The following is an 11,408-nucleotide window of genomic DNA, read 5'->3' as shown; positions in this document are numbered from 1 at the left end:
TCACGCGCGTCACGCGAGCCCGGTCAGCTTCAGGCTCGCATCCCACAGCTTCTTCGCCGTCGCGTCGTCCAGGGCCGCGTTCGAGGGGCGGCGCACCTTGCGCTTGACGAAGTACTCCCCGGTTACCCCCTCCACCTCCGGCGAGCTTGCCAGGTACACCGCGGTGTCCGCGCCCTTCTCGGGCGTCAGGAAGAACGGCCGCAGCAGCTTGAGCACCCGCTTCGCCCAGGGCCCGTTGTTCCCCCCGAGCCCCGTCGCCACTGCCCCCGGGTGCAGGCTGTTCACCGTCACCCCGCTCCCCGCGAGCCGACGCGACAGCTCCCGCGTGAAGAGGATGTTGCAGAGCTTCGATATCCCGTAGACGCGCGCCACCCCGTAGCGCCGCTCGCTTTGCAGGTCGTCAAGGTCGAGCGCCCCGAAGGTGTGCGCGTCCGACGAGACGTTGACGATTCTGGCCGGCGCGCTCTCCTGCAGCCGTTCGAGGAGCAGGTTCGTGAGCAGGAACGGCCCCAGGTGGTTCACCGCGAAGGTCGCCTCCAGCCCGTCGATCGTGACCTCGCGCTTCAGGTTCACCACACCCGCGTTGTTCAGGAGCACGTGGATCTTCGGGAACCGCTCCAGCAGCTCCGACGCGAGCCGCCGCACCTCCGCCTGCACCCCGAGATCCGCGAGCAGAAGCTCGGCTTCCTTCCCCGTCGCCTCGCGCACCGCGGCCCGGACCTCCTCGCCGCGCCCCATGTCGCGCGCCACCAGCACCACCGACGCCCCCTGCTGCGCCAGCGCGATCGCCGCCGCCTTGCCGATACCCCCCGTCGCCCCGGTGATCACCACGACCCGACCATCCATTGCCGCGCTCGCCATTCTGTCCCTGTCCCTTCGTGGCTGACGGTAGCGTAGTCACCCGTCGCGGTCTCCGGCGACCGGGTCGACCGCGCGTCCGGCGCACGCCCTTGACCGGCCTGACGCTTGCAACCCTGGCCATGCCCTCGTCGCTGCGCGCAGCCCGAACCACGTGGGGAGGTCCATGAAGCATCACCCGTTCGTCTTGCCTGGCGTCCGCCTCGCTCCGCTCCTCGCCTTCCTCTGCACCGGTTGCCTCGACGGCGCCCCCGAAGCCTTCGCCGTGGCCCCGGACAACCTGCGCGCCGCCGCCCTCGCCGCGGACGACACCGGCAGCACTGGCAGCGCCGCGCCAATCCCCGACGCAGGCCTCACCCCTCCTGCCTCCCAGCAGCGCTACGGCTGCGAACCCGGCGGCGCCCTCGCCGGCAAGACCTACCTCTTCGTCAACGCCGCGGCCCCTGCTGGCGGCACCGGCACCCGCGCCGCTCCGTACCGCTCTCTCCAGTCGGCCTACCTCACCATCCAGAACGGCCAGAACGCCGTCCTCTGCGTCGCTGAGGGCACCCACACGGAGCACGTCGGCAGCACCGCCGACCGCTTCACCTCCGGCACCGAGATCACCCTCGTCGGCGGCTTCCTCGCCGGATCGAGCTTCACCCAGCGCGACAGCACGGCCCACCCCACCCTCCTCCGCGCCCCCGACCGCACCGTCGCCACCCTCGTCTTCGGCAACCTCCGCGCCATCACCGTCGACGGCTTCCGCATCACCGGCGGCCTCCACGGCATCGCCATCCTCAGCGGCTACTCCGCCGGCCGCACCGTCGTCATCCGCAACAACCACGTCTTCGACAACGGCATCGAGGGCCAGCGCGACCACCGCGGCGGCGGCCTCCGCCTCTCCGGCAGCACCGTCCTCGTCGAGCACAACCTCGTCGAGGACAACAAGACGGGCGCTGGCGGCGCCGGCATCTACATCGGCTCCGCCGCCTCCTCCGAGAGCAACACCCGCTCCGGCGGCACCCTCACCGTCTCCTCCGCCCTCGCCACCGTTGCCCACAACATCGTCCGCAACAACGTCGCCCGCTACGACACCCCCCACGGCGCTGGCATCTCCGTGAGCATGAACGCCCGCATCCACCACAACCTCATCGAGGGCAACCGCGGCCACGGCCCCCTCTCGGGCCCCGGCGGCCAGGGCGTGGGTGGCGGCATCATCGCCCAGTTCCCCCTCATCACCGTCACCGTCGACGCCAACTGGATCTCCGGCAACATCGCCACCAAGGCTGGCGGCGGCATCTTCATCGACGAGGCCTCCATCGGCACCGTCATCAACAACGTCGTCGTCGGAAACCAGGGCGTCGGCGCCATCTGCATCGACGGCCGCGGCTCCGGCAACGCCGTGGACGACCGCGGCTACGCGACCCTCGCCAACAACACCGTCGTCGGCAACACCGACGGCGCCATCTACCTGCTCGACTCCACCGTGCGCGCCTACAACAACGTCTTCTGGAGCAACGGCGCCCGCGACATCATCTCCTCGACGAGCGGCGCCATCCCCGAGGACATCACCCTCGACCACAACGTCCTCGCCTCCGGCTGCACGGGCCCCGCCACCTGCACCCTCGGCAGCCACAACCTCGTCGGCAGCGACCCCTTGCTCCTCGACCCAGCCGCCGGCGACTACCAGCTCGGCGCCGGCAGCCCCGCCCTCTCCGCCGGCACCCGCCCGATCACGCCAGCCTTCTCCTGCGCGGGCGCCCTCACGGCCGCCCCCCCCGCCGACTTCACGGACTTCGCGCGCCCCACCGGGACCGCCGTCGACCTCGGCGCCTTCGCCCGCAAGCCGTGAGCGGCCTTCACCTCACTTCTTGATCTCCGCCTCGAGCTGGTCGAGTTCGCTCTTGTAGTTGTCGGTGGTGATCTTGCCCTTCACCTGGTCCTCGTAGTCCGCAGGCACGGCGATCTGGGGTTCCACCGCGCTCGTCCCCTGCGCTGCTGCGGTGACCACGGCCTCCTGGGAGGCCTTGCCGTCGTTGCAGCCGACGAGCGCCGAGGCGAGCAGCACGGGAGCCATCCACGCAAAAAGCTTCATCGGTCGTCCCTCTACTTTCGTCCGTCGAGATAGGACTGGTAGCGCGCGTTCTCCTGGTCGAGCAGCGTCTTCGCCCGCGCGGCCGCCGCCGTGTCGCCGCTCTCCACCGCGAGCGCCTGGATCCGTTCGAGCTTCGCCACCCGCTCCGCGTGACGCTGCGACTCCTGCTTCAGCGCCTCGTCCATGGGCTTGTTCTTCAGCGACTTGTCGAGCGCCTGCCGCTGCTGATCGAGCTGCACCTTGCGCCGCTTCGATCGCTCCGTGTCCTCCTGCGGACGCTGACCCGTCGCGTTCCCCGGCTTCGCCCCCTCGCCCCGCTCCGGACGCCCCGTCTCCCCCTGCTGCGGGGGCGGCGCGTCTGGCCTCTGCCCGTTCGCGCTGGTCCCGTTGCTCCCGTTCTGCGCGCCGCTCCCGGGCGGGAACCCGGGCCGTTGCTCGTCGCCCTTTCCGCCCCGCGGTGCCTCGCCGGGCTTCTGCCCCGGGTCGCCCTGAGGCTTCCCCTCCGAACCCCCGCCTGGCCTCTGCCCCTGCTGTTGCGGCCCTTGCTGCTGCCCTTGCTGCGGCTGCCCTTGCTGCGGGCGTCCATGCGGCTACCGCTCCTGCCCCGAGGATGGCTGCGCCGAAGCGAGCCCCACCCCGAGCACCATCGCCGCGACCCAGGGCGCGATCCATCGTGTCTTCCTCATGACTGGTCCTCTCCGGTGGCCCGTGGCCACACGCCGCAGGGAAGGCCAGGCCGGAAGGCCCTCTCCGCGCGCGTGGCCAGCATCCACCGACGAGTGTGGACCCCTGTCGTGAGCCCTCGATGAAGCCTGTATTGACGATTGTGTCGACTGCGGCCGCTCAGACGCCCGTCATGGGTGGCTGGTACGATCAGGCGTGGATGACGGCACAGACTGCGCCCTGCGACAGGTGACGCGAGCGCCTCTTCAGCGCTGCATCACCTCAGCACCACCACGAACCCGTCATCGTCGATGGCCACCCGCTGCTCCTTCAGCAGCCGCCCCACCGCGCGCTTGAACGCCTTCTTGCTCATCCCGAACAGCGCCCGGATCTGCTCCGACGGCGACCGGTCACCCACCCGCGGCGTGCTCTTCTTCGCGAGCACCTCCAGGATGTCCTCCGCGTCGTCTTCCACCTCTTCGTGGGCGAACCCGCGCAGGGACAGCTCCACCTTCCCGTCGTCCAGGATGTTCGCCACCCGGAACTCCTCGGCCTCGCCGCGCGCCAGATCGTTCGGCTCGTCTGCGGGCACCAGGCCCACGTAGCGGCGCTCCACGATCACGAACACCCCGATGTCCGGGTCCTTCCGCCATGCCTCGCCCTGGACCCACTCGTCGAGCATGAACGAGCGTGTCCCCCGCAGCATCTCGCTCACCCGCATCGTCCCCGTGGGGCGGCCCTCGCGGTCGATGAAGAGGCCGATGGGGTGCCGCTCCCCGGGCCGCATGGCGCGCGTCTGCTCGGCGCGGGGCACCAGCAGGTCCTTCGGCTGACCCCAGGCCACGAACGCCCCGAAGGACGTCACGCCCGTCACCTTCAGGAAGGCCACTTCGCCCTCGGCCAGCGTGGGGGCTCCGGCCTGCGGCTCCCGTCCCCCCTGCGGTCCCCGTCCCCCCTGCGGCCCCCGCCCCCCTTGCGGCCCCCGTTCTCCTTGCGACCCCTGCACCACGTGCCCTCCCTGCGGCTCTTGCCCCCCTTGCGGCCCCCGCTCCGGCCGCACCGGTCAGCCCTTCAGGTGCTCGTCGCCGAACTTCTCCAGGAACTCCTCGTAGGAGCCGTTGAACAGGCGCGGCTCCTTCTTCGACAGCTCCAGGACGCGGGTGCTCAGCTTGCCGATGAAGTGACGGTCGTGGCTGGTCACCACCACCGTCCCCTTGAAGTCCACGAGCGCCTGGAGGAGGGCGTCGATGCTCTCCACGTCGAGGTGGTTGGTGGGCTCGTCGAGCACCACCACGTTGTTCTTGAGCAGGATGAGCTTCGCGAGCAGGAGGCGCGCCGCCTCGCCGCCGGAGAGGTTCTCGGTCTTCTTCAGGCCCGCCTCGCCGCTGAAGAGGAGCTTCCCGAGCACCGACCGCACGTGCTCCATCGCCGCGCTGGGGTCGAACCGGTAGAGCCACTCGTAGGCCGAGAAGCCGGCGTCGAGCGCCTCGTGGTGGTCCTGCGCGAAGTAGCCCACGTTGGTGTCGTGGCCCCAGACGATGGTCCCCGCGTCGGGCTGGTACTCGTTCACCAGGAGCTTGAGCAGCGTCGACTTGCCGATCCCGCTCGGCCCGATCACCGCCAGCTTGTCGCCGCGGGTCAGGTTCAGATCGAGCCCGCGGATCACGTGGTTGTCGCCGAAGCTCTTCTTCAGCCCGTTCACGCGGAGCACGTCGCGGCCCGACGGCTTCTCGATCTCGAACTTGATGTACGGCCGCACCACGCTGGAGCGCTTCGTCTGGATGCTGCCCTCCAGCTTCTCGATCTCCTTCACGCGCGACTGCGCCTGGCTCGACCGGCTCGCGCTCGCCCCGAAGCGGGCCACGAAGTCCTTCAGCTCGGCGATCTTCTTCTTCTTCTGCGCCGCGTCGGCGTCGGACTGCCGCCTGCCGGTGGTCTTCTGCTCCACGAAGTCGTCGTAGTCGCCCGTGTACACCGTCACCGTCTGGTAATCGACGTCGGCCACGTGCGTCGCCACCGCGTTCATGAAGTGACGGTCGTGGCTGACGATGAGCAGCGTCCCCCGGAAGTCGCGGGTCAGGTACTGCTCCAGCCACCGGATCGACTCCAGATCGAGGTGGTTCGTCGGCTCGTCGAGCAGGAGCACGTCGGCCCCCGCGAACAGGGTCTGCGCGATGAGCACGCGCAGCTTGTAGCCGCCGGCCAGGGTGCTCACCGTATCGTAGTGCCGGCTGGTCGGGATCCCGAGGCCCTCCAAGAGCTCCGCGCACCGCGCCTCGGCCGTGTAGCCGTCCTCCTCGCCCACGACCCCTTCCAGCTCCGCGAGCCGCATGCCGATCTCGTCGGTCATCTCCCCGGCGTAGAGCCTGTCCTTCTCCTGCATCGCGTCCCACAGCACGCGGTTGCCCATCAGCACCGCGTCGAGGATGCGCACGCCCTCGTAGGCGAAGTGGTCCTGCTTGAGGACGCCCACCTTGAGGGCCTTCGGGATCTCCACCGACCCCTGGTCCGACTCCTGCTCGCCCGAGATCACCTTGAGCAGCGTCGATTTGCCGGCCCCGTTCGCGCCGACCAGCGCGTAGCGCTTGGCGGGGTCGAACCGCATGGAGACGTTCTCGAACAGGATCTTGGGTCCGAACCGCTTGGTGAGCTTCTCGAGCGTGATCATGAAGGGGCCCTGCCCTAGCACGTTTCCGCGGCGTCTTCGGCCCCGAAATGGATCGACGCCTCCTCCCCGATGGCTCAGCGCGGGCGACCGTCCGGCGGCGACGCGTCCAGAACGCGTCGGGCACGCGTCCGGACGCGAACACCCCCGCCGCAGCGTCCTGGCGCACGGCCGGGCAGGAACGAGGCCTGTCTACCCGATCGGCCCGGGCGGCAGCGCCCGCCGGAGCAGATCGCTCCGCAGCACCTGCCGCGGATCCAGCGCCGCCTTCAGCGCCAGGAACCCTTCCAGCCGCTCCCGCCCGTACGCGCGCGTCACGTCCTCCGGCCGGAGCACCGCGTCCTTCGCGAAGTAGAACCGCCCGCCGGCCGCGAGCACCCGCTCCGTGAGCTGCTCCGTCAGCGCCCACAGCCGCGCCCGCGTCTGCGCCGTCACCCGGAAATCCAGCGCCAGCGACCACCCATCGACCGCGTGCGAGAGCAGGAACGCATCCGGCCGGTGCCGCTTCAGCACCCCCAGGTACGATGGCAACCCCGCCTCCTGGCACATCGCCAGCACGTCGTGCAGGCACGCCCGCGCGCCTTCGTGCGGCACGAACACCTGGACCTGAATGAACCCCCCGGCCCCGTACGCGAGCCGCCAGTCCGGCACGTAGTCGAGCAGGAACGCGAACCCCACGTGCGACTGCAGGTAGCTCTTCCCGTGCTCCCACGTCGACGCCCGGAACTTCAGCCCGTTCACCACCGACACCCAGAAGTCGTTCGTGAACGGCTTCATCAGCCGCCACAGCTTGCTCTTAGGCACCCCGAGGATGTGCCCCGGCAGCCCCTGCGCCTCCACGTGCAGCGAGTCTCTCCCCTCTGGATCCTCTCCCGCCTCCAGGTAGCTCGCCGCGTGGATCTGCCCTCGCCCCAGCGCCTCCCCGCGCGCGAAGCAGTCCACCCACCCCACCACGTAGTCCGACCCCGGCAGGCACCCCTCGAACTGGTCGAACATCTCGTCGAGGCTCCACGCCGACAGCGACCGCACCCGCAGCCGCCCGCTCTCCACCCGCTTGAGCTGGAGCTTCACCCGCGTCACTGCCCCGAGCAGCCCGAGCCCTCCCACCACCGCGTGAAAGATCTCCGGGTTCTCCTCCCGGCTGCACCGCAGCTTCCCCCGCCCTGGCGTGAGCAGGTCCAGCTCCAGCACGTGCTCCCCGAACGTCCCCGCCCGGAAGTTGTTCTTCCCGTGGATGTTCATCGACACGCACCCCCCGAGCGTCGGCTTCATCGTCCCCGGCACCACCGCCGGCCAGAACCCATCCTCGATGGTCCGCCGCCACAGCCCCTCGATGGTCACCCCCGGCTCCGCCTCGAAGACCCCCGTCTCCGGCTCCCAGCGCACCACCCGATCGAGCCCCGTCGCATCGACGACGATCCCCTCCGTGTTGAGCGCCGCGTCCCCGTAGCTCCGCCCGCTCCCGCGGAACGCCACGCTGAGCCCCTCGTCCCACGCCTGCCCCAGCACCTCCTCCAGCTCCTCCACCGAGCGCGGCGCCGCGTAGCGGCAGGCGGCGTGCACCGCCCGCCCGAACCCGTCGAGCACCCGCCAGGGAGCCTTCGTGCGCAGCGGCGCCACGCCATCGCCCGCCAAGGAGCCCATCAGAAGTTCAACCTCCGGAACACGAACGACGGCAGCATCCGCACCACCAGCGCCACGAGCCCCCACCGCGCCGGCACGAACCCGCTCGCCCCCGACCCCCGCCGCGCCAGGGAGAGCGCCTGCTTCGCCGCCTCGTCCGCCGAGATCAGCCAGAACAGCCCCTTCATCCCCCGGGTCATCGCCGTGTCCACGAACCCCGGCTTCACCGTCACCACGTTCACCCCGTACCGCGCGCACCGGTTCCGCAGCGACTCCAGGTACGTCGAGAGCGCCGCCTTCGACGTGCAGTACCCCGGGTTCCCCCGCCTCCCGCGCTCCCCCGCGATGCTGGAGATCCCCACCACCGTCCCGCTCCGCGCCGCCTCGAACCGCGCCACCGCCGGGTTCATCCACGCCATCGCCCCGAGCAGGTTCACCGCGACCATGGTCCGGTCCTTCTCGAAGCTGTACTCCCCCTCCGCGACCGCCGGCATCGCCCCCGCCGCATACACCAGCGTGTCGAGCCCCCCGAGGTCCGCCACGATCTTCGCGAACAGCTCCGGCACCGCGTCCACGTCCGCCGCGTCGTGCACGTACGCCTTGATCTTCCCGGGCGCCGACGCCGCCGACGCCGCCGACGCCGCCGCCGCCACCACCCGCGCGAGCTCCGCCTCCCGCCGCGCCACCACCGCGACCTGCGCGCCTTCGGCCGCGAGCTGCCGCGCGATGGCCTCCCCGATCCCGGAGGAGCCTCCCACCACGATCGCCCTCGTGAACGCCGCGCTCACTGCCCACCTCCCGCGCACACCTCCGCGAACCGCCGCGCCCCGCGCCCCTTCCACCCGCCCGCGTGGAACGCATGCGAGACGATGAGCGGCATCGTCGTCGTCGCCTCCCCGTAGACCATCTGCTCGAACGCCGTGTCCACCTTCCCCCAGGAGCAAGCCTCCCGCAGCGTCGACCCGGAGAGCGCCCCATCCCGCTCATCCGCCACCGTGAGCTGCACCGCGAACTTGTGCATGCTCACCGGCTTCCCCAGCAGATCCGCCGCCACCACCGTGTCCTGCGCGAAGTTCTTGGGCACCCCGCCCCCGACCATGAACAGCCCCGTCTCCTTCGCCGCGAGCTTCACCCAGGTCAGCTCCAGGAAGTCCCGCGCGCTGTCGATGCTCAGGTGCGGCTTCCCCTGCCGCGCCCACTGGTGATGCACCAGGCCGAACCCCGCGCTGCAATCGCTGAACGCCGGGCAGAAGATGGGCACGCCGCATTCGTGGGCCGCGAGGACGATGCCGTCGACGAGGGGGGACTGTGCCTGCGCGTTCCCTGTGGCGTTCGTGCTCGCAGTGGTGTGCGCGCTCCCTGACGTCTGAACGCCGCTCTTCCGCTGCGCGAGCAGGTACTTCGCCATCTCCCCGAGGAACTCGCGCGAGGAGTAGGGCCGCGGCTCCAGCTCCGCCGCGATCTTCGCCACCGTCATGTCGCAGATGCGCAGCTCGTCCTCGTCGATGAAGGTGTCGTAGATCCGATCGATCCCCAGCTCTCGCAGCGCTTGATCGTCCGCGTGTGGGGTGCCGACGTAGTGCTTGAAGCCCAGGCTCTCGAAGAAGTCCTGGTCCACGATGTTCGCTCCGGTGGAGACGATGGCGTCCACCATGTCGTGCCGGATCATGTCGACGATGACCTGCTTGAGCCCCGCCGAGACCAGCGATCCCGCAAGGCAGAGGATCACCCCGCCGTCGGGCTCGCGCACCATTGCGTCGAGAATGGCGGCCGCCCGGTGGAGATTGCGCGCCTGGAATGCCATGCGCCCCATCGCGTCGACGATGGGCCGCGCGTCGAAAGCCTTGATGTCGATGTGCGCAATGGGCTGCCGGAGGAGATCGGATTTCGTGTGAGCCATGGCCAGTGAATCCTTGAGAGACCCGGAATTCACCCTCGATGGCCCGCAGGTCGGGCGCAGCCACCGTGGGACGGCCTACGGCGGGCACACAGCCCAGCCGCCATCGGTCCCGTCAGGTGGCGTGAGGGTTTCGTAGCACGAACTGATAGGAGCGTGCCACAGGGAGATGCCGTTGTGGGGGGAGAGTCGGGGGAAGGGAGAAGCGAGGATTTGCGGGGGAGGACCGGGGAGAGAGGGTGGAGGACGGAGGAGAGAGGGTGGAGGACCGGGGAGACAGGGTGGAGGGGGGGAGGGGAGGCGAGAGGGTGGCGGGTTCTCCCCGGAGTTGCTCGTAAGACGTCGCGCATGCGCTACATCGAGGCATGAGCTTCGGTCGAAACCCTCATGTGGCCAAGGCGCAGGCCGCCGAGCAGAAGGCGCAGGATGCACCCGACGATGCGGCGCGTGCGCGCGCGCTCCGGGAAGCCGCCCACCAGTGGGATCGCGCTGCGGCGCGGGAGGCCCCCGGCAAGCGGCGCACGGAGTACGAAGGGAACGCGGCACGGAACCGCGGGCTCGCGGATGGAGCGGCGCCGCCGGAGTCCGAGGAAGGGGACGACGAGCCGGTGGATCCGAGGCTGCTGAACTAGGGTCGCGGTCGTCGAGCGAGAGCACGCCCAACGCCCCAAGGAGGGCCAGCGGGGCGGAGAGGGGGCCCAGCACGAGGTCGCCCACGAGGGGGAAGTGCAGGCGGTGCACGTCGGTGGGCGTGGCGGACGCCGACCGTTGGGGTAGTGGACGCCGACCGTTGGGGTCGTGGACCCCGACGGGATACGTCGCGGACCCCGACCGTTGGCCACGCCGACACCAACCATATACGTCACGGACCCCGACCCTTGGGGTGACGGACCCCAACGGTCGGGGTCGCGAACTCCACGCTTGTTCACCTCGGGTACTGAACGTTGGGGTCCGCGACCCCAACCCTTGGCGTCATGGACCCCAAGGGTTGGGGTCGCGAACTCCAAATCCGTTCAGTGGAGACCCCGATCCTTGGCATCGTGGACCCCATCCATTGGGGTGACGGACCCCAAGGGTTGGCATCGCGGACCCCAAGGGTTGGCATCGCGTACTCCAAGCGGTAGTGTCCTACCGAGTGCGGCTCCCAGATGTAAGGAAGGCGCGATGAATGTCCTCGCGTCGTTCGTAGCGAGTCGCGAGTCGCCGAAAACGGTGCAGCCAAGAGAGTGTCCTCTCAACGACCCAGCGATGTCTCCCAAGGCGGGAACGACTCTCGATGCCGCGTCGTGCAATTCGGGCCTTGATGTGGCGCCTCCGGCATTCTTGCCGGCAGAAGCGATGGTCGTAGGCCTTGTCGGCGTGCAGTTTGGCGGGTCGTTTCCGGCGCGCTCGATGGCCACAACGGATAGGAACGATGGCGTCCACAACCACAGCCCATCTCTTGCGGAAGCTCCTCCCACTGGATCCCGGTCTTCAAGACGAAGAGGATGCCCGCGAGGACGGCACGGTCCTCCAGGGATGGTCGGCCCCCGCGAGGCTTCGGCTTGGGTTTCGGGAGTAGCGGCTGAATGCGTTCCCACAGGCTGTCAGGGACGAGAGGCTTGGCCATCGCTCGCCCCGCCTAC

The 11,408-nt window shown here is 69.9% G+C and carries 10 protein-coding genes and 1 pseudogene; 2 read left to right on the top strand and 9 right to left on the bottom strand.

Translation table 11 applies throughout. The annotated features are described in order from the left end of the window. Nucleotides 1-9: 9 nt before the first annotated feature. A complete protein-coding gene (locus tag CAP_RS18350) occupies nt 10-861 on the bottom strand; it encodes an SDR family oxidoreductase (protein WP_231511553.1) in 852 nt (283 codons plus the stop codon). 163 nt (nt 862-1,024) lie between these two features. On the opposite strand from CAP_RS18350, the gene CAP_RS18345 reads away from it, so the two are divergent. Then, nucleotides 1,025-2,692, top strand: a complete 1,668-nt coding sequence (locus CAP_RS18345; RefSeq protein ID WP_044242758.1) for a right-handed parallel beta-helix repeat-containing protein — start codon at nt 1,025-1,027, stop codon at nt 2,690-2,692. A 12-nt stretch (nt 2,693-2,704) separates the two neighbouring features. On the opposite strand, the gene CAP_RS18340 is transcribed toward CAP_RS18345, so the two are convergent. From CAP_RS18340 to CAP_RS18310, 7 genes are all read right to left on the bottom strand, one after another. Continuing rightward, nucleotides 2,705-2,935 carry a hypothetical protein gene (locus tag CAP_RS18340; RefSeq protein WP_044242756.1) on the bottom strand — a complete coding sequence of 77 codons (231 nt, stop codon included), beginning with the start codon at nt 2,933-2,935 and terminating at the stop codon, nt 2,705-2,707. Between the two features lie 11 nt (nt 2,936-2,946). Further along, nucleotides 2,947-3,174 (bottom strand): hypothetical protein, encoded by a 228-nt coding sequence (locus tag CAP_RS18335; protein WP_044242754.1) that lies wholly within the window; start codon nt 3,172-3,174, stop codon nt 2,947-2,949. Nucleotides 3,175-3,875: 701 nt separating this feature from the next. After that, on the bottom strand, nt 3,876-4,487 hold the full coding sequence (locus CAP_RS18330; protein ID WP_052375467.1) for a S1 RNA-binding domain-containing protein: 612 nt from the start codon (nt 4,485-4,487) through the stop codon (nt 3,876-3,878). A gap of 174 nt (nt 4,488-4,661) precedes the next feature. Then, complete coding sequence (locus CAP_RS18325; protein WP_044242752.1) at nt 4,662-6,266, bottom strand: ABC-F family ATP-binding cassette domain-containing protein; 1,605 nt, start codon at nt 6,264-6,266, stop codon at nt 4,662-4,664. A 189-nt stretch (nt 6,267-6,455) separates the two neighbouring features. Beyond that, nucleotides 6,456-7,907 carry an FAD-binding oxidoreductase gene (locus CAP_RS18320; RefSeq protein WP_052375466.1) on the bottom strand — a complete coding sequence of 484 codons (1,452 nt, stop codon included), beginning with the start codon at nt 7,905-7,907 and terminating at the stop codon, nt 6,456-6,458. Beyond that, complete coding sequence (locus CAP_RS18315) at nt 7,907-8,674, bottom strand: SDR family NAD(P)-dependent oxidoreductase (RefSeq protein WP_044242750.1); 768 nt, start codon at nt 8,672-8,674, stop codon at nt 7,907-7,909. Before CAP_RS18315 ends, CAP_RS18320 begins: the two co-directional genes overlap by 1 nt. Beyond that, the gene (locus CAP_RS18310; protein ID WP_044242748.1) at nt 8,671-9,786 is read right to left on the bottom strand and encodes a 1,9-bis(guanidino)-5-aza-nonane synthase; all 1,116 of its coding nucleotides are present in this window, start codon (nt 9,784-9,786) and stop codon (nt 8,671-8,673) included. Before CAP_RS18310 ends, CAP_RS18315 begins: the two co-directional genes overlap by 4 nt. A 362-nt stretch (nt 9,787-10,148) precedes the next feature. Between CAP_RS18310 and CAP_RS18305 the strand changes: the two genes are divergently transcribed. Then, nucleotides 10,149-10,415 (top strand): hypothetical protein, encoded by a 267-nt coding sequence (locus CAP_RS18305; protein WP_156040916.1) that lies wholly within the window; start codon nt 10,149-10,151, stop codon nt 10,413-10,415. Between the two features lie 496 nt (nt 10,416-10,911). Here the strand turns inward: CAP_RS18305 and CAP_RS48220 are convergent. Beyond that, nucleotides 10,912-11,392 (bottom strand): annotated as a pseudogene (locus tag CAP_RS48220) (transposase). Nucleotides 11,393-11,408 lie beyond the last annotated feature (16 nt).

The organism is Chondromyces apiculatus DSM 436, assembly GCF_000601485.1.
GTDB lineage: Bacteria > Myxococcota_A > Polyangia > Polyangiales > Polyangiaceae > Chondromyces > Chondromyces apiculatus.
Note: the sequence above shows the minus strand (reverse complement) of the source record. Positions and strands in the feature narration are given on the sequence as shown.